Consider the following 18,794-nt stretch of genomic DNA (forward strand, 5'->3'; position numbering starts at 1 on the left):
AGGATGATGAAAATTGTTATTAATAATTTTCAAAAGCTTGATTAATAGAGTAGCAATAATAATTTTATTGGCTTTTTTCATGTCTAAAATAGGATTGTTCCGAAAGTTAATTTCAAAACAAGATATAAATGTAAAAGATAAAATACTATTGTCTTTTATATTTGGAATCTATGGCATTATTGGTACTTATACTGGTATACCTATAAGTGGAGCCATTGCCAATGCTAGGGTAGTTGGCGTTTTCGTAGGAGGGCTGCTAGGAGGCCCCTTCGTAGGGGTTTTATCTGGAATAATAGCAGGAGGCCATAGATATTTAATAGATATAGGGGGATTTACTGCCTTTGCTTGTGCGTTGTCTACTTTAATGGAAGGTATTATGGCTGGTTTTTTAAAAAAGAGAATGGAAAAATATGAAGATAAATTAGCATTTTCTTTAATTACAGGAATGGCAGCAGAAGTTTTACAAATGATAATTATATTGATTTTTGCTAAACCTTTTTCAAAAGCATTAAGCCTAGTTAAAATCATAGGTATACCTATGATAATTACAAATGGAATAGGTATAGCTGTTTTTATTGCTATAACTGATAGTATTTTTAAAGATTTAGAAACGGCTGCTGCTTATCAAGCCCAGTTAGCATTGAGAATAGCTAATAAAACTTTAAAGTACTTTAGAAAGGGATTCAATGAAACTACTGCATATGAAACAGCTACAATAATAAAAGAAATGACTAATGTTAAGGCTGTTTCTTTCAGCAATAGAGAAGGGATATTGGCTCATGTAGGGGTTGGAGAAGATCACCACTTTCCAGGAAGTCCAATAAAAACTAATTTAACTAGGGAAACAATAAAAAAAGGTAAATATTCAGTGGCTAATTTTCAAGACGAGATAGGATGTGAAAATGAAAATTGTAGCCTTAAATCTGCAATAATTGTACCTTTAACTGAAGGGAATAAAGTTATTGGAACATTAAAACTATATAAAACAGAAGAAAATTCCATTACTAAAGTAGAAAAAGAGTTAGCATTAGGACTAGCCCAAATATTTTCTACTCAAATTGAACTTAGCAAAGTAGATTTTCAAAGAGAGATGTTAGTAAAATCAGAATTAAAAGCGCTACAAGCCCAAATAAATCCACATTTTTTATTCAATGCAATAAATACTATAGTATCTTTAATACGTACTCAACCTGATAACGCTAGAAATCTACTTATACATTTAGGAAATTATTTTAGAAACAATTTACAAGAAGGAAATGATGAAGTAGAACTTCATAAGGAAATAGAAAATATAAATTCTTATTTAGAAATAGAGAAAGCAAGATTTGGAGATAAACTAAAAATAATATATAATATTCCTGAGGAAATAGACTGTCTACTACCTCCATTATTATTGCAACCAATTGTAGAAAATGCTGTAAAACATGGTGTTTTAGAGAAGATAGAAGGAGGTACTGTAGAAATAACTGCTATAGATAACGAAATAGAAACTGAACTTATAGTAAAAGATGATGGAGTAGGAATGAGCCCCGAAACACTATCTTCTTTATTTAATGAGGATAACAATTCAGATAGTATAGGTCTTAATAATGTAAATAGTAGACTAAAAAATAAATATGGTAAAGAGTATAGATTAAAAATAGATAGTAAATTGAATAAGGGTACAATAGTTACAATGACAATTCCTAAGAAACAAAGGGGGAAATTTGTGTGATTAGAGCTATAGTTGTAGATGATGAAGTACCTGCTCGTGAGGAATTAATCTATATCTTACAAAATTTTAAAGATATTGAGATTATAGGAGAGGCTTCTCATGGAGTAGAAGTTTTGGAGTTAAATAGAAAGCTTAAACCAGATTTAATATTTTTAGATATACAAATGCCCAAGATTAGTGGTATTGATGTGGCGAGGAAGATATTACAAGAACCTCATATTCCGTTGATAGTATTTGTAACTGCCTATGAAGAACATGCATTAGAAGCTTTTGAGGTAAATGCTATAGATTATATATTAAAACCTATTTCAATAGAGAGACTATCAAAAAGTATGAATAAGATTATTAATAATATAAATATAGGCAAATCCGATTATCTTGGCAAAATTGATAAGCTAATTAAAACCTTAAAAGATAAAGAAACAGAAAATAAAATTAGAATATCTGTATCAGATAATGGAAAAATTATTCCCCTAGATGCAAAAGAAATAATCTATGCTACTATTGAAGATAAAAACACTGTTATTTTCAGCAAAAAAGGGAAATTTGAAACAAACTATACATTGGGAGAGCTTTCTGATAAGTTAGGGAGAGAAAATTTTTTCAGAAGCCATAAAAGCTATTTAATTAATTTAAATTTAATTGAAGTTATTGAACCCTGGTTCAATTCAACTTTTAATCTTAAATTAAAAGATATTGTGGAGAAGATACCAGTTAGTAGGAGTCAGTCTAAAGAGTTTAAAAGTATTATGAATATAGATTGAAATTTTGCATATTATCCTTTATTATTGCATTTTAGATTTTATAATAGACATCTTGTCTAAAAAACCTCTATATAATTAATAAAGATATATAATTATAAATGTGAATTATATATAAATTATAAGGAGGTTTTTTAATGTCTTTTTTTATTCTAGGTATTATAGTTTTAATAGTAGGTTATTTTACTTATGGTAAATTAGTAGACAAGACTTTCGGAGTAGATGAAAGTAGAGAAACACCTGCAAATGCAATAAATGATGGTGTTGATTATGTTCCTATGAGTTGGCCAAGAGTATTTTTAATCCAGTTACTTAATATTGCTGGGTTAGGGCCAATATTTGGAGCTATTCAAGGAGCATTATTTGGACCGGCAGCATTTCTTTGGATAGCTTTTGGAAGTATTTTTGCAGGAGGGGTTCATGACTATTTTTCAGGGATGCTTTCTCTAAGACATGAAGGCCAAAGTGTATCAGAGATTGTTGGCATTTATTTAGGAGAAGGTGCAAGGAAAATAATGAGAGTATTTTCAGTTGTACTTCTTGTACTAGTTGGAACAGTATTTATGATGGGACCAGTTGATTTATTGGCGAATTTAAAGTTATTTGGATTAGGAAATGCAAATATTTGGTTAGGGATAGTATTAGCCTATTATTTCTTAGCTACAATACTACCAGTAGATAAGATCATAGGAAAGTTTTATCCAGTATTTGGTTTAGCACTGCTTATAATGGCAGTTGGAATAGGTGGTGCACTTGTAATAGATGGATATACATTGCCAGAGTTTACCCTATCTAGTTTACATCCTGATGGATTGCCTTTATGGCCAATGTTATTTGTTACTATTGCATGTGGAGCTATAAGTGGATTTCATGCTACTCAATCACCAATGATGGCAAGATGTTTAGACAATGAAAGAGAAGGTAGAAAGATATTTTATGGTGCAATGATAGCAGAAGGAATAATAGCAATGATTTGGGCAGCAGCGGCTATGGTTTTCTTTGGTGGTGTACCACAATTAGGAGAAGCAATGGCTAATGGTGGTGGAGCAGCAGGAGTTGTAAATACAATTTCCACTTCTCTTTTAGGGAAAGTAGGTGGACTATTGGCAATGTTGGGAGTAATAGCAGCACCAATAACTTCAGGAGATACTGCTTTTAGAAGTGCAAGATTAACAATAGCAGATGCAGCTGGTTATGATCAAGGGCCAATAAAAAATAGATTGTCAATAGCTGTACCATTGTTTGCAGTTGGATTTCTTTTAACAAGGATTGATTTTAATATTATATGGAGATATTTTGCTTGGTCAAATCAAACTTTAGCTATGATTGTATTATGGGCTTCAGCAGCATATTTAGTTAAAGTTAAAAAGCCTCATTGGATTGCCAGCTTGCCAGCAACTTTTATGACAGCAGTAAGTATTACTTATATAATGATGGCACCAGAAGGATTTAAGCTATCTTCTAAAATTTCATATCCAGTAGGATTTGTAGTAGCTATAGTAGTACTAGTTTATTTTATAAAAAAAGCAAATAAAAAAGAAAGTTACCAAGGAGCATAAAAAATAGTCATTCCAGTTGGAATGACTATTTTTTATGCTCCTCTTTCCAAAAATCTACATTTTTAAGTCCAGGTATAGAACTTGCTTTGAAAACAGGATTTTTTCCTTCTTCTCTTTGCCTTGTATAGTCTTTAAGTGATTCATAAACAATAGGTCCTAGCTTAGCTATTACAACTAAGTTTATTACAGCCATGAGTCCCATGAAAAGATCTGCCATATTCCAAACAGTTGAAAGTTCAGCTATAGAACCTAGCATGATCATACATAGAACAATAATTCTATAAATAAAAAGAATAGATTTATTTGATTTAATAAATTCTATATTTGTTTCACCATAGTAATAATTACCTATAATAGAGCTAAAGGCAAATAAGAAAATAGAGACAGCTATAAATGAATTTCCCCAAGAACCAACTTGGGATGATACAGCAGCTTGAGTCAATTGAATCCCTGTTAAATTTCCTGGATTTTTATAAATTCCAGATAAAAGTATAATAAAAGCAGTAGCACTACATACTAGAAGGGTATCTGTAAAAACACCAAGGGTTTGTATCAATCCTTGTTTTACAGGATGGCTTGTATCAGCAGCAGCTGCTGCATTTGGCACACTTCCCATACCGGCTTCATTAGAGAAAAGTCCTCTTTTTATACCTTGAAGCATGATTCCGACTAATGTTCCACCAATAGTTTGGTTTATACCAAAAGCATTGGTAAATATCACTTTTATCATTTCTGGTATTAAAGTAATATTTTTTATCATGATAAAGATAGATAAACCTACATATATTAGAGCCATAATAGGAACTATTACGGAAGATACATTGGCAATCCTTTTTACACCACCAAATATGATTAATCCAGAGAGAACAACTAAAATGAGCCCAGTTATAGATGTTTTAATTCCAAATGCTTGTTGAAAAGCACTGGCTATGGTGTTAGATTGTACTGAATTAAATACAAATCCAAAGGAAATAGTTATTAATATTGAAAAGATAATACCTAACCATCGTTTGTTTAAAGCTTTTTCAATATAGTAGGCTGGTCCACCTCTAAATTCGTCACCATCTTTTACTTTATATATCTGTCCTAGAGTACTTTCAACAAAACTGGAGCTACTTCCAATTAGTGCAATAATCCACATCCAAAATACAGAACCTGGACCTCCTATTGCAATAGCTAATGCAACCCCTGCCATATTTCCTGTACCTATCCTTGAAGCTGCACTGATACAGAAAGCTTGAAATGAAGAAATACCTTCTTCATTATTTTTACTATCTGTTTGCTCAGATAATAATCTAAACATTTCACGGAAATATCTAAATTGCACAAAATTAGTTTTAATAGTAAAATAAATTCCTAATAAAATTAAAAGACCGATTAATATATAGGACCATAAAAAAGTATTTGCAGATTCTACTAAAGTATTCAACCATTTCGTCATGAATTATCCTCCTTTTACAATTGCAATTTTTTGATTATTAAGTTTATATCATATCAAAAATAACATATAGATTCAATAACTTATTACCAAATCAAAGCAATGGTATTTAATGCCTATTGAAAATAAAATTGATAGTTAAGGATTTCGCTGATAAAATAGATATATGAGGAGAAGAAAATATATTTGAAAGGATGGATAATATTGAATTCTAGAAATGTAAAGCTTAGAAGTACTACAACTAAACTAGTATATACTGGTATGCTAATAGCAATTTCATTTGTTGGTTCTTTAATAAAAATACAAGGTAGTATAGCCCTTGATTCAATGCCAGGATTTTTTGCAGCATTATTTTTAGGCCCAGTATATGGAGCGTTAGTTGCAGGATTGGGACATATACTTACAGCAGCTACAAGTGGTTTTTTATTAACAGTTCCTATCCATATTGTTATAACATTGGAAATGGCAGTATTTGCTTACATATTTGGAGTAGTATATGAAAAATCTAACGGTATTATAGCATCCATAGTAGGTATATTGTTAAATGGGATAGGGTCAGTGTTGATTCTTGCGCCTATTACTACATGGTTACAATTACCTTTAAATGGGAAAGTCTTTATTATGGCTATGGTAGTACCATTATCATTGGCATCTGCAGTAAATATTATACTAGCATGCATTATATATAAAATAATAGAAAAGCGAGCAAGATAGGGTGAGAATATGAAAATAACTAAACACAGAGATTTAACATTAGTAGATATAAATAAAGATCAAATGTTAGTAATATCTTGTGACTCTTCTGGTGCAATAGGGAATAAAGAAAAGGATATAGTGAAAGTGTCTCCAGAGGTTACAGGGTATTATGCAACTCAAGTATCCCTTATGGAAATTCTTTCATTTGGGGCCGAACCTATTACAATTGTAAACACCTTATCTGTAGAAATGGATGATACAGGGAAAAAGATAATAAATGGAATAAAGAAAGCCTTAGAACCTCTAGATTTTGATATGTCTAGTGTGATAACAGGTAGTACAGAAGAAAATTTCCCAGTAATTCAAACTGGAATGGGTATAACTATAATAGGGATTGTTGACAGGAAAAATTGGGAAAGACCATATACACAGGCTGGTTTACTTTCTGCAGTAGTTGGAATACCTAAAATAGGAGATGAAATAATAGCTGACAAAAATAGTACTATAATGAATATTTCAAGATTATTAGAGCTAAAAGAAAAAGAATACATAAAAGAGATTCTTCCAGTAGGTTCAAAAGGGATACTATATGAATTAGAAGAAATGGCTAAAACAAACAATATAGATTTCCAATTAGAGAAAAATATAAATATAGACCTTAAAAAATCAGCAGGACCATCAACCTGTGTATTGGTATCTATAGAAGAAGATAAATATGAAGAATTTAAAAATAACTTTTCCATACCAGTAAATAAAATAGGAAGATTTGTACAAAGGACTATGAAATAATTACATTATAGGAATTATTAAAAGACCAAAGGATTTAAAATGGATCCTATATAGTAGACAATTAAAAAAAGTCTATTATTATAGGATCTTTTTTTGTACAATATATAAAATTAGTTTAATTTATAAAAAAGACCATAGAATAATAAAGAAATATTAAACTCATTGATTAACCAATAAAGTAAAGGGTATTTATTAGTGAAGTTTAACCATCATAAAACCTAATATTAAAGAGGGAGAAAGGGGCTTTTATATTGAATAATATTTTTGATTTAATAATGGAGATAATTAATGATACTGGAAAAGGTCTTAAAGGATATATTAAATCTCAACTAATACTTATGACAATAACTTTTTTAGTCCTTAGTATTGGCCTTATAATTATAGGAATGCCTTGGCCAATACTAATAGCACTGGTGATAGCAATACTTGATATTATGCCAGTTGTTGGCAGTGGTATTGTTATGGTACCTTGGTCAATAATTAATTTTATAAAAGGAAATACAGATACAGGTATTCAATTAGCAATACTCTATGTTATTTTATCTATTTTTAGACAGACAATTGAACCTAAAATCGTTGGAGATCAAATTGGTATAAGACCTCTTTATACATTTGCAGCAACAATATTAGGTTCTCTAGTACTTGGACCAATAGGTGTTTTAGTTGGACCTATGATAGCTGTAATTATAAGTTCAATATATAGAGTAAAAAAGAAATGGGATAGAAGAAATTAATTATTATAAATTATAAAATTTTGTTTAAAAAGCATATTTTTAGTTTATAAATTGGTTTGCGGAGGGTATATTATAAATTGAACTATAAAATATAAAAGAGGTGAGAATATGACAAGGGTGATTATATCTCCTGGTAAATATATTCAAGGTAATGGAGAGCTTAAAAATTTACATGAACATATTCATTCATTAGGTAATAAGATTTTAATATTGGCTAGTGAAAATGGAATAAAACGTACTAGAGCTACAATTGAGGAAAGTTTTAAGGGTAGTGATATTGATTTAGTATTTGAACCTTTCAACGGGGAATGTTCTAGAAATGAAATAGATAGACTTGGAGAAGTACTAAAGAATAATAATTGTGATGTAGTAGTAGGTGTTGGTGGTGGCAAGATATTTGATACAGCTAAAGCTGTAGCACATTATAATGATGTCCCTGTAGTTATAGTACCTACTATAGCTTCAACAGATGCTCCTACGAGTGCATTATCTGTAATCTATACAGAAGAAGGGGAATTTAGTGAGTATCTATTGTTACCTAAGAATCCTGAGGTAGTTTTAGTAGATACATCCATAGTATCAAAGGCTCCTGCCAGATTATTAGTTGCAGGTATAGGGGATGCTCTAGCCACATATTTTGAAGCAAGGGCTTGTATTAGATCTGATGCTAACACTATGGCAGGAGGAAAAGCCACTAAAGCAGCTTTTGCCATTGCAGAACTATGTTATGAAACCCTTTTAAATGATGGATTAAAAGCAAAATTAGCAGTAGAAAATAAAACATCTACAAAAGCAGTAGAAAATATTATAGAAGCAAATACTTATTTAAGCGGAATAGGCTTTGAAAGTTGTGGATTAGCTGCTGCTCATGCTATTCACAATGGATTTACTGCTCTTGAGGAAAGCCATGACCTATATCATGGAGAAAAAGTAGCTTTTGGAACTTTAGTACAATTAGTTTTGGAAAATAGTCCAATAGAGGAAATAGAAGAAGTAATCAATTTTTGCTTAGAAATAGGACTTCCTGTAACATTAGAAGATATGGGAATAAAGGAAATAAAAGAAGATGACATTATGAAGGTAGCTGAATTGGCATGTGCTGAAGGCGAAACTATTTATAACATGCCTTTTGAAGTAAAACCAGAAGATGTATATTCTGCTATATTAGGTGCAGATAGTTTAGGCAGGTTGTATAAGTAATATATAACAAAACTGGACATGAAATATTTCATGTCCAGTTTTGTTATTTCCATTTAGGTTCATTAAAATTATCAGGGGTTTTTATTCTATTAGCTTCTTCTTCAGATACTACATATGCTATAATATCTTTTTGATCATATTCCTTAACAGTTTTTACAGCTTCTTCCCTAGACATAGGTTGAGAAAACTTTCCCTCAGTTATTACAACAAATTTTTGATTCATATATATCTTCCTTTCATCCATATATATAAGTATTATTTCCCAAATACCTAAAAATAATACCTAATAGATAATTAATTTGATATAATATTTATTGATAGGTGATACTTTAAATTAAGGAGGAATCTTTTATTGTCTAAAGTTGAAAAGAACAAGAAACAAAAGGAAAGTTCTTTATATAAGGCGGCCTATGATTTATTTACTACAAAGGGAATAAATGATACAGCTATAAGTGATATAATAAAAAAAGCAGGAGTAGGGAAAGGGACTTTTTATCTATATTTTAAGAATAAATACGATATATTGGATAAAATAATTTTAAATAAAAGCACTCATGTATTAAGCGAGGCTATTAGACATACGAAGGCCAGAGAATTTAAGGATTTTGAGGAAGAACTTTTATATTTTATAGATTATATAATTGAATATTTAAGAAAAGATAAGCTTATGTTGAAGTTGATATATAAAAATTTATCTTGGGGAGTATTTAAAAAAGCTTATAATGATTATGAAGAAATACATGAAATATATCTTATGTTTGAAAGAGGATATGAAAAATCTCCATTACACAATGATGATATTGAAAAGATATTGTTTATTATTTTAGAGTTGACAGGTTCTGTATGTTATAGCTCTATAATATTAAATGAGCCTGCGGATATAGATGAAATGAAGCCTATTCTTTTTGAAACTGTGAAGAAAATCATAAATTAACAAAAAAATATAAGCTAAGTCCTATGGACTAGCTTTTTTAATAATGAACACGGACCAAGTGAAATATTATATCTTTATTGTTCCAACCTAAATCCCAAGGTACCCTATGTCTATCAGAGTTATGAGAATTTACCAAAGAATATCCTTTAGAATCTATATCAGTTACAATAGATATATGTTCCACTTTTCCTTTTTTCTTGTAAGCTATATAATCACCAGGCAAAAGTTCATATGAATGTTTTAAAACTTCATTATAGCTACCTTCAGCAATTATAGAAGCTCTACCACTATATATCATGTAGTTATGGAAGGCTTGGGCATTTACCCAGGCTTTACTACCAGATCCTTTTTTATAGTTCCATGTATAATTTTTTTCAAAATCACCACCTTCATAGAATACTTGGGAAGCAAAATTAGTACAGTCGCCTCCTTCGTTATTATAATTTCTATATTCAGAATTATACTGGAAGCCATACTTTGGTAAATTGGCAGCACCACTATATTTATATGCATATTCTACTGCCTTTTTTCTTCTTTCACTTAAATCAGATAAATCTTTAGGTTTACCTGATAAGATAGTATCTTTGATTTCTTTACTTTCCATTTCATCTAAATGTAATGAATCAGCAAAAGGATCTGTATACCATTCCCTTGTAATAATATATTTATCTTTATTTTTTATTAAATCTAAAGAATGATATGTACCTATTCTAAAGGAATTACTTGTATTGATATCATCTTTATATACATATTCATATTCTGTAGAAACTAATAGATTGACTGAATATCCATCTTCTTTTTTCTTAGCATTTCTTAAAATAACTTCTGAATCGATTCTTTTGAACTGGACAGATTGCCTATCAGACCATTTCTTAAGGCACTCCATTTTTTTTAGCTCGTGTTCATAAGCCCATAGTCCATTTCGAACTTCTTTATTATATAGATCTGATAATATATCTATATTTTTTTCTAACAAAGCCTGATTTCTAGTATTAAAGATTTCCTGTAGTTCTGTATCTAAATCTTTATTAGCAAATGTAGTTGAAGATTTAGAAAAGTTATTCAACAAATGGACTCCAAGTAGACAAGATAATATGATGATTATAACTAGAAAGAAAATTTTTAATTTCTTTAACCTTATAAAAACAATCATTTTATTCCTCCTGATACATACTCATAAGATTATATGTATAAAATTTATTTACTATTCCTTAAGAATATAATTTTTGGGAGATTAGATAAAATATATAGTATAATGTGATTAAGGAGTCTTACATAGGGGGGAACTTATATGAAAGTAGATAAGGATTTTCAAATAGTTACTATGAAAAAACAAAAGCATATAGCTCTTATTGCTCATGATAATAGAAAAGAAGATTTAATTGAATGGGTAAGTACTAATAAAGACAAACTTGGCAGACATTTCTTATGTGGAACTGGAACTACTGCAAAGATGATTACAAATGCAGTCCATCTACCTGTTAAAGCTTTTAATAGTGGTCCTTTAGGGGGAGATCAGCAAATAGGTTGCCGCATAGTTGAGGGAGATATAGATTTTATGATTTTTTTCTGGGATCCATTGACAGCCCAACCTCATGATCCAGATGTGAAAGCATTGCTTCGTATTGCAGTTCTCTATGATATACCTATTGCAACTAATAAATCGACAGCAGACTTTTTACTTTCATCTCCATTAATGTATGAAGAATATGATAGAAAAATAATAGATTTTTCTAAAAGAATGCATAGGAAATAAAATATCTTGATAATTTTTCTATAATATGTAATGCTATATAAGAGTATAAAAAAGAGAAGGTGAATTATGATAGAAATTGGAAAAATACAAAAATTAGAAGTTGTAAAAATAACACAATCAGGATTATATTTAAATACTAAAGATGAGAAAAACAAAGATGATATATTTCTTCCTAAAAAGGAAATGCCTAAAGATACTAAGGAAGGAAATATGATAGAAGTATTTATATATAAAGGAACTAAGAATGAAATTTTAGCCACAACAAAGAAGCCTAAATTAACTGTTGGTGAAATAGGGCTTCTCAGAGTAGTTCAAAATACCAAAATAGGTGCATTTTTAGATTGGGGAATTGACAAAGATCTATTTCTTCCTTTTACTGAGCAAATAGGTAAAGTTGAAAAGGGAAGAGAATATTTAGTAGGAGTATATATAGATAAAAGCAATAGACCTTGTGCTACTATGAAAATAAAAAATATATTAAGTAGCAAATCCCCTTATAAGGAAAATGACAGGGTCAAAGGTACAATCTATGGAATAAACCATGATATGGGAGCTTTTGTAGCTGTTGATAATAAATATGATGGACTAATTCCTAAAAATGAATTATATGGTGTATATAAGATTGGTGACGAAGTAGAAGTTAGGGTAACTATGGTAAGAGTGGATGGGAAACTAAATTTAAGTTTAAGAAAAAAATCATATAAACAAATGGACAGAGATGCAACTAGAATTTTGAAAAAGTTGAGAAGCAACAATGGTGAATTAGGATTAAATGACAATAGTTCGCCAGAGAAAATTTATAAAGAATTAAATATGAGTAAAAGCTCATTTAAAAGGGCAGTAGGAAGACTACTAAAAGAAAGACAAATAGAATTTACTAAAAAAGGTATTAGAATCAAAAGATAAATTATAATAAAAAAACACTTGGAATCTCCAAGTGCTTTTTTTATTTATATAAGTTTTGAGTAGTATTCAACTACAAGTTGGTCATCAATTTCAATAGGTACTTCATCTCTTTCTGGATATCTTAAATATCTACCAGAGAAATTTTCTTTATCCTTATCTAGATAAGGATAGTTAATAGGGAAACTGGAGTAAAAATTGTCCCTAAATAGTTCTACATTCTGTGATTTTTCTTTCAAAGAAATAGTATCTCCTATTTTTACTCTATAGGAAGGTATATCTACCTTTTTACCATTTAATAGTATATGACCATGTACAACCATTTGTCTTGCCTGTCTGATAGATGAAGCAAATCCTAATCTATATACTAAATTGTCCAGCCTAGACTCTAGTATTTTAACTAGAGCGTGACCAGTTTGCTCTTCGGCTTTTTTTGCTTCTCTTACATATCTTAGAAATTGTTTTTCCATTACTCCATAATAAGCACGAAGTCTTTGTTTTTCTAATAACTGCATTCCATAATTTGAAAGCTTTTTATCATCTCTTGAAGTACCTTTATGAGCCCTGTTCATAGCTTTTGGATGACCACAAACATTTAATCCTAATCTTCTAGATTGTTTAAATCTAGGATATTGCATAGTTGCCAAATTATCATCTCCAATAATATATTTGCCGCGATAATTTGAAACCGATAATAGTATACCATATTAGTAACTTAATGTAAATGATAACTATTATCATTTATAAAAATAAAAAAAGAAAAGTCAGGGCATATAGCTCATATGCCTCTGACCCTTTTTTTCACTAATATCCGTAACAATAGTCACAGAAAATAACAACTAGCAGTAGAAAGAAGAATAATAGTGAGGTATCTGGAGAACCTCTATTCCATCCACATTGTTTATCTGCCATCTCTCAACACCCCCTGATAAGGAATAGGAAAATCCAATTCCTACTATAAGACTATGTTCTTTAATGGGAAAGTGTTAATGTTTAATAATTTTTATTATTAAAAAAGTTATACCAGAAGCAGTTAATATACCTACAGGGATTCCACCAAAAAAGGTTACTCCAATAATAGAACCAGTTATTACACCGGTTAAAACAGATTGATTATTATTTAAAAAATTTAGTCCTTTTGCAGCAATAATTACAATAAAAAAACCAACTATGAAAGAAACGATAGCTTCTATGTTTAAATAGCTTTTCATATTTAATAGTTGTAGATTGTTTTCCTTATCTAATAAAGGGGATAGCATCCAAATCATTAAAAAAGTCATTCCTATGTTTAAAAAATAGTTTTTAGGTAGATTATTTAAATTATCATTATTTAAAAAAGATAACAACAAAATAACAAATCCAGCAAAAACCATAGATTTATTTTTTGCTAGAAAAGATATTAAAATTATAATGGATATTACAATCTTATTAGTCATATAAATATCTCCAATCAAAATAATATGTATCTTTATATAATATTCATATACCTAGGAAATATGTTACATCAATATACAACTATATCTTTTATTTAATATATTTAATTTTACATAATCTTTAAAAGATGATATGATGGAGTTGTTAAAATTAAAACTTAATATGGAACTTAAAGGGGGGCTTATACTGATAGGCTGAGATAGGAATGTTATTCCTGACCCTAAGAACCTGATTTGGGTAATTCCAACGGAGGGATCAGTTTTTTTATATTTATTTTGATACTTAACTGTATATTCTGTTGGAATATACAGTTTTTTATTTGTCTGAAAGGCAGGTGTTAACTTGAGTGTATATAGGATAATAGATGCCAATATAAACAGGGTATCGGAAGGACTTAGGGTTATAGAGGATATAGAAAGATTTATATTTGAAGATGCTGAAATATCAAGAGAATTAAGGGAAATACGCCATCTAGTAAGGAAAGGTTTTCCTAGTACAGAGTTAATCAAAAGTAGAGAGGCCTCAAAAGATGTAGGACTTAAAACTTCAAAGGAAAGTAGCTTAGATAGAAAAGGAAGTATAGAAGATTTAATTGTTTCTAATTTTAAAAGGGTTGAGGAAGGGTTAAGAAGCATTGAAGAATGCTTAAAAATCATAGAATATTATGAAGAATCAAAAGCCTATGAAGAATTAAGATTTAGAGTATATACATTGGAAAAGAAAGTTTTTTTAAATATGAAGAAAGATGAAACAGATTTTAAAAAATAAATAAGGGGGTTTCAAAATGGATTATACAACTCAAATGGATGCAGCTAAGAAAGGAATTATTACAAAGGAAATGGAGGTGGTAGCAGAAAAAGAAAGAATGGATATTGAAGTTTTAAGAAGTAGAATAGCTGAAGGCAAGATTGTTATACCTGCTAACAAAAAACATAATTCTCTAAGTCCAGAGGGAATAGGTGAAGGACTAAAAACAAAGATAAATGTAAATTTAGGTATTTCCAGAGATTGTCCAAATGTAGATGCAGAACTTGAAAAAGTAAAATCTGCTATAGATATGGATGTAGAAGCCATAATGGATTTAAGTTCTTTTGGAAAAACTGAAGAATTTAGAAGAAGATTGGTTGAAATGTCTTCTGCTATAGTAGGAACTGTTCCAGTATATGATGCTGTAGGTTTTTATGATAAGGAATTAAAAGATATTACTTCAAAGGAATTTTTAGATGTAGCAAGAAAGCATGGGGAAGATGGAGTGGATTTTATAACAGTTCATGCAGGAATGAATAGAAGGACAGCTGAAGTTTTTAAAAAGAATAACAGGGTTACCAATATAGTATCAAGAGGAGGATCACTTTTATATGCTTGGATGGAATTAAATAATAAAGAAAATCCATTCTATGAATACTATGATGAGCTTTTAGATATATGTGAAGAATACGATATGACCATAAGTCTTGGAGATGCTTTAAGACCTGGAAGTATTGAAGATGGTACAGACGGTCCACAGATAGAAGAACTTATAGTTCTTGGAGAATTGGCAAAGAGAGCATGGGAAAGGAATGTACAAGTTATGATAGAAGGACCAGGCCATATAGCTATAGAAGAAATAGAAGCAAATGTATTGTTAGAGAAAAAACTATGCCATGGTGCTCCTTTCTATGTTCTTGGACCAATAGTTACTGATATAGCACCTGGATATGACCATATAACTAGTGCTATTGGAGGCGCTATAGCTGCAAGTAGTGGAGCAGATTTTCTATGCTATGTAACACCAGCAGAACATTTAAGACTTCCAGATTTAGATGATATGAAGGAAGGAATTATTGCTTCAAAGATTGCGGCCCATGTAGGGGATTTAGCTAAGGGATTACCTGGAGCGAAAGAATGGGATTTAGAAATGAGTAAAGCAAGGAGAAAATTAGATTGGGAGAAAATGTTTAGCTTAGCAATAGATGAAGAAAAGGCAAGAAGATATAGAAAAGAATCTACTCCAGAACATGAGGATAGCTGTACAATGTGTGGAAAGATGTGTTCTGTGAGGAATATGAATAGGATAATGGACGGAAAAGATATAAATATTTTAAGAAACGATGATTAATAAATTGAAGGTGGTCTAAATGGTAGAAAAGAAGAGTAAAAGGTTGGCTATATCTGGAATGTTCATAGCCATGGGAGTAGCCCTTGGAAATTTAATATATATTCCAGTTGGAGTTTCAAAATGTTTTCCTGTTCAGCATGCTATAAATGTTCTATCCTCTATAGTATTAGGTCCGTTATACAGTGTAGGAATAGCATTTTCAATATCTTTTTTAAGGAATATATTAGGTACAGGAAGTCTATTAGCTTTTCCAGGTAGTATGATAGGTGCATTTCTTGCTGGAGTACTTTATAGATATACAAAAAACAAATATATTTCAGCTGTAGGAGAAGTATTTGGGACAGGAATCCTTGGAGGATTATTTGCTTTTCCAATTGCAAAATATATAATGGGAAATGAAGTAGGAGCATTTTTCTTCATATATCCTTTTATCTTAAGTAGTATAGGAGGAAGTATATTATCTTTAGTTATTTTAAAAATAATGGAGAAGAACAAAGAATTTCAAGTAGAGGCTAAATAGCTGGCCTAGTAGCCTATATCCAATGAAATGTTACCCTGTTGGATATAGGCTTATTTTATTTTTAAATGTTATTTGATACAATAGTTATTAGTATTATTTTATGGTTATAAGGGGGAAAATTTAAATGAAGGCAGAAGCAGTACTACAGGAGTATTTCGGATTTGAAGAATTCAGAAGTGGACAAAAAGAACTAATAGAAGGGGCCTTAGGTAGAAGAGATGTACTAGGTATAATGCCTACTAGTGGAGGGAAATCATTATGTTATCAAATTCCTGCTCTATTATTAGATGGCATCACATTAGTAATTTCCCCATTAATATCTTTAATGAAAGACCAAGTGGATGCACTTAATGAATTTGGAATTCCTGCTACTTTTATAAATAGTACATTATCTATAAAGGAACAGAACTTAAGAATAGATGAAAGTATAAAAGGGAAATACAAGCTTATATATATAGCACCAGAGAGGCTTAATTCTGAGATATTTTTGAATTTCGTTAGAAAGGTAAAAATACCTTTAGTTGCTGTAGATGAAGCCCATTGCATTAGTCAATGGGGACATGATTTTCGTCCTAGTTATAGGGAGATTCCTAAATTTATATCTAGTCTAGATTATAGACCAGTAATAGGAGCTTTTACTGCTACGGCTACTGAGGAAATAGTAGAAGACATTTGCAAGATATTAAATCTTAATAATCCACTGAAGATAATAACTGGTTTCGATCGTCCTAATCTATATTTTGAAGTTAAAAAGTCTTCAGATAAAAAATCTTTTATATTAAATTACTTAGAAAAAAGTCCTGAGGAATCGGGAATTATATATTGTGCTACTAGAAAAGAAGTAGAAAGTGTAGGAAACTTTTTAAGTGAAAGAGGATTTAATGTAGGCATATATCATGCTGGCCTAACAAATGAAGAAAGGAAGAAAACCCAAGAGGATTTTATATATGATAAAATTTTAGTCATAGTTGCAACAAATGCCTTTGGAATGGGTATAGATAAATCTAATGTTAGATTTGTAATCCACCACAATATGCCCCAGAATATAGAAGCCTATTATCAAGAAGCTGGACGTGCTGGAAGGGATGGAGAAAAAAGTGATTGTATTCTACTATACTCACCTCAAGATGTTATAAAACAGAAATATCTTATTGAACAAAGTATTTATAACCCTAAAAGACAGGAAGTATCATATAAAAATCTTCAACATATGATAGACTATTGCCATACTAGAGATTGTTTAAGGGGAAGGCTTCTTAATTATTTTGGCGATGAAGTGGGAAATAAAAACTGTAATTTTTGCAGCAACTGTTTAGATGATAGGGAACTAAAAGATATTAGTTTAGAAGCAAAGAAGATAATTTCTTGTGTATATAGAATGGAACAAAGATATGGCACTACTATGGTTGCTAAAGTTCTCATGGGTTCAAGAGATAAAAGAATTTTAGAATTTGGATTAGACAAACTATCAACCTATGGAATTATGGATGAATATACTGAAAAAGTTATAAAGGATATGATTTTACTCCTTATAGCAGATGGATACCTCCATATGACAGAAGGAAAATTTCCTGTTGTCCAATTAACTCCTAAATCTATGGAGATACTAAAGGGAGAGAAGAAGGTATATCAAAGAGTAGAAAAGGAAGAAGAATTGCCTAAGAGAGATTTACCTATACATGGAGAGCTATTTAAAGAGCTTAGAGGTATTCGTATGGAAATAGCTATGAAAAAAAGTGTACCTCCTTATGTTATATTTTCAGATAGTACTCTAAGAGAGATGTGTACCTATTTACCAGAAAATAAAGAAGAAATGCTTACTATGAAAGGTATAGGGAATGTAAAGTATGAAAGATATGGAGAAATATTTTTAGATGCTATATTAGAGTATAGGGAAAAAACAGGTTCAGATGCGCCTAAGAAGTTGAAAAAAGATAATAGTGCAAAATCAAATAGTGGAAAAATAAAAAGCCATGAAATAAGCTATAATTTATATATTGAAGGAAAATCAATAGAAGAAATTGCAAAAGAAAGAAATTTAGTTGAGGAAACAATTTTTAATCATTTAGTTAAATGCCAAAACGAAGGAAAAAAAGTAGATTGGTCAAATATGGTAGATGAAAGTATAGAGAAACAAGTGCTGGAAGTAGTTGATGAAGTAGGCTCAAGTTATTTAAAACCTATTAAAGAAAAATTACCAGATAGTATTTCGTACTTAGACATAAAAAAAGTATTATATAAAAGAACTTATTCATAAA

Annotated in this window: 19 protein-coding genes and 1 riboswitch; of the genes, 14 read left to right on the plus strand and 5 right to left on the minus strand. The window is 30.2% G+C overall.

What is annotated here, in order from left to right:
- Positions 1–13 precede the first annotated feature (13 nt).
- The 3 genes from FYJ27_RS02635 (at position 14) to FYJ27_RS02645 (ending at position 4,034) form a co-directional block, all read left to right on the plus strand.
- Positions 14–1,714 carry a sensor histidine kinase gene (locus tag FYJ27_RS02635; RefSeq protein WP_229775445.1) on the plus strand — a complete coding sequence of 567 codons (1,701 nt, stop codon included), beginning with the start codon at positions 14–16 and terminating at the stop codon, positions 1,712–1,714.
- Positions 1,711–2,478, plus strand: coding sequence for a LytR/AlgR family response regulator transcription factor (locus tag FYJ27_RS13005; protein ID WP_216382893.1), 768 nt, complete (start codon positions 1,711–1,713; stop codon positions 2,476–2,478). Before FYJ27_RS02635 ends, FYJ27_RS13005 begins: the two co-directional genes overlap by 4 nt.
- A gap of 134 nt (positions 2,479–2,612) precedes the next feature.
- Positions 2,613–4,034 (plus strand): carbon starvation CstA family protein, encoded by a 1,422-nt coding sequence (locus FYJ27_RS02645; protein ID WP_154482701.1) that lies wholly within the window; start codon positions 2,613–2,615, stop codon positions 4,032–4,034.
- A 25-nt stretch (positions 4,035–4,059) separates the two neighbouring features.
- Here the strand turns inward: FYJ27_RS02645 and FYJ27_RS02650 are convergent, their stop codons facing one another.
- Positions 4,060–5,475, minus strand: a complete 1,416-nt coding sequence (locus tag FYJ27_RS02650; RefSeq protein ID WP_154482704.1) for an alanine/glycine:cation symporter family protein — start codon at positions 5,473–5,475, stop codon at positions 4,060–4,062.
- A gap of 201 nt (positions 5,476–5,676) precedes the next feature.
- On the opposite strand from FYJ27_RS02650, the gene FYJ27_RS02655 reads away from it, so the two are divergent.
- The 4 genes from FYJ27_RS02655 to FYJ27_RS02670 all read left to right on the plus strand — a co-directional run bounded on the left by FYJ27_RS02655 (position 5,677) and on the right by FYJ27_RS02670 (position 8,891).
- Complete coding sequence (locus tag FYJ27_RS02655; RefSeq protein ID WP_154482707.1) at positions 5,677–6,186, plus strand: ECF transporter S component; 510 nt, start codon at positions 5,677–5,679, stop codon at positions 6,184–6,186.
- 9 nt (positions 6,187–6,195) lie between these two features.
- The gene (locus FYJ27_RS02660; protein WP_154482710.1) at positions 6,196–6,957 is read left to right on the plus strand and encodes an AIR synthase related protein; all 762 of its coding nucleotides are present in this window, start codon (positions 6,196–6,198) and stop codon (positions 6,955–6,957) included.
- Positions 6,958–7,208: 251 nt separating this feature from the next.
- Positions 7,209–7,691 (plus strand): AI-2E family transporter, encoded by a 483-nt coding sequence (locus FYJ27_RS02665; RefSeq protein WP_154482713.1) that lies wholly within the window; start codon positions 7,209–7,211, stop codon positions 7,689–7,691.
- A 108-nt stretch (positions 7,692–7,799) separates the two neighbouring features.
- Complete coding sequence (locus FYJ27_RS02670; protein WP_154482716.1) at positions 7,800–8,891, plus strand: glycerol dehydrogenase; 1,092 nt, start codon at positions 7,800–7,802, stop codon at positions 8,889–8,891.
- Positions 8,892–8,934: 43 nt separating this feature from the next.
- Here FYJ27_RS02670 and FYJ27_RS02675 read toward each other — a convergent pair whose 3' ends face one another.
- Positions 8,935–9,114 (minus strand): hypothetical protein, encoded by a 180-nt coding sequence (locus FYJ27_RS02675; RefSeq protein ID WP_154482719.1) that lies wholly within the window; start codon positions 9,112–9,114, stop codon positions 8,935–8,937.
- Between the two features lie 129 nt (positions 9,115–9,243).
- Between FYJ27_RS02675 and FYJ27_RS02680 the strand changes: the two genes are divergently transcribed.
- Positions 9,244–9,825, plus strand: a complete 582-nt coding sequence (locus FYJ27_RS02680; protein ID WP_154482722.1) for a TetR/AcrR family transcriptional regulator — start codon at positions 9,244–9,246, stop codon at positions 9,823–9,825.
- 37 nt (positions 9,826–9,862) lie between these two features.
- Here FYJ27_RS02680 and FYJ27_RS02685 read toward each other — a convergent pair whose 3' ends face one another.
- Positions 9,863–10,978 (minus strand): amidase domain-containing protein, encoded by a 1,116-nt coding sequence (locus tag FYJ27_RS02685; RefSeq protein WP_154482725.1) that lies wholly within the window; start codon positions 10,976–10,978, stop codon positions 9,863–9,865.
- 138 nt (positions 10,979–11,116) lie between these two features.
- On the opposite strand from FYJ27_RS02685, the gene FYJ27_RS02690 reads away from it, so the two are divergent.
- Together FYJ27_RS02690 and FYJ27_RS02695 are read left to right on the plus strand one after the other, a co-directional pair.
- Entirely contained in the window at positions 11,117–11,581 is a 465-nt protein-coding gene (locus FYJ27_RS02690) for a methylglyoxal synthase (protein ID WP_154482728.1), read from the plus strand.
- 66 nt (positions 11,582–11,647) lie between these two features.
- Positions 11,648–12,487 carry a CvfB family protein gene (locus FYJ27_RS02695; RefSeq protein WP_154482731.1) on the plus strand — a complete coding sequence of 280 codons (840 nt, stop codon included), beginning with the start codon at positions 11,648–11,650 and terminating at the stop codon, positions 12,485–12,487.
- A gap of 44 nt (positions 12,488–12,531) precedes the next feature.
- Here the strand turns inward: FYJ27_RS02695 and rpsD are convergent, their stop codons facing one another.
- Together rpsD and FYJ27_RS02705 are read right to left on the minus strand one after the other, a co-directional pair.
- Positions 12,532–13,131 (minus strand): 30S ribosomal protein S4, encoded by a 600-nt coding sequence (rpsD, locus tag FYJ27_RS02700; RefSeq protein WP_154482734.1) that lies wholly within the window; start codon positions 13,129–13,131, stop codon positions 12,532–12,534.
- A gap of 339 nt (positions 13,132–13,470) precedes the next feature.
- A complete protein-coding gene (locus tag FYJ27_RS02705) occupies positions 13,471–13,920 on the minus strand; it encodes a DUF441 family protein (RefSeq protein ID WP_154482737.1) in 450 nt (149 codons plus the stop codon).
- Positions 13,921–14,081: 161 nt separating this feature from the next.
- A riboswitch (TPP riboswitch) is annotated at positions 14,082–14,190 on the plus strand.
- A 70-nt stretch (positions 14,191–14,260) separates the two neighbouring features.
- Between FYJ27_RS02705 and FYJ27_RS02710 the strand changes: the two genes are divergently transcribed.
- The 4 genes from FYJ27_RS02710 (at position 14,261) to recQ (ending at position 18,793) form a co-directional block, all read left to right on the plus strand.
- Positions 14,261–14,686 (plus strand): thiamine-phosphate pyrophosphorylase, encoded by a 426-nt coding sequence (locus FYJ27_RS02710; protein WP_154482740.1) that lies wholly within the window; start codon positions 14,261–14,263, stop codon positions 14,684–14,686.
- Between the two features lie 16 nt (positions 14,687–14,702).
- Entirely contained in the window at positions 14,703–16,016 is a 1,314-nt protein-coding gene (thiC, locus tag FYJ27_RS02715; protein ID WP_154482743.1) for a phosphomethylpyrimidine synthase ThiC, read from the plus strand.
- Positions 16,017–16,035: 19 nt separating this feature from the next.
- Positions 16,036–16,536 carry an energy coupling factor transporter S component ThiW gene (gene thiW, locus FYJ27_RS02720; RefSeq protein ID WP_154482746.1) on the plus strand — a complete coding sequence of 167 codons (501 nt, stop codon included), beginning with the start codon at positions 16,036–16,038 and terminating at the stop codon, positions 16,534–16,536.
- Positions 16,537–16,660: 124 nt separating this feature from the next.
- The gene (recQ, locus tag FYJ27_RS02725) at positions 16,661–18,793 is read left to right on the plus strand and encodes a DNA helicase RecQ (protein WP_154482749.1); all 2,133 of its coding nucleotides are present in this window, start codon (positions 16,661–16,663) and stop codon (positions 18,791–18,793) included.
- Position 18,794 lies beyond the last annotated feature (1 nt).

The sequence above is a fragment of the Anaerosalibacter bizertensis genome, from assembly GCF_009696605.1.
In the GTDB taxonomy this organism is placed as follows: domain Bacteria; phylum Bacillota; class Clostridia; order Tissierellales; family Sporanaerobacteraceae; genus Anaerosalibacter; species Anaerosalibacter bizertensis.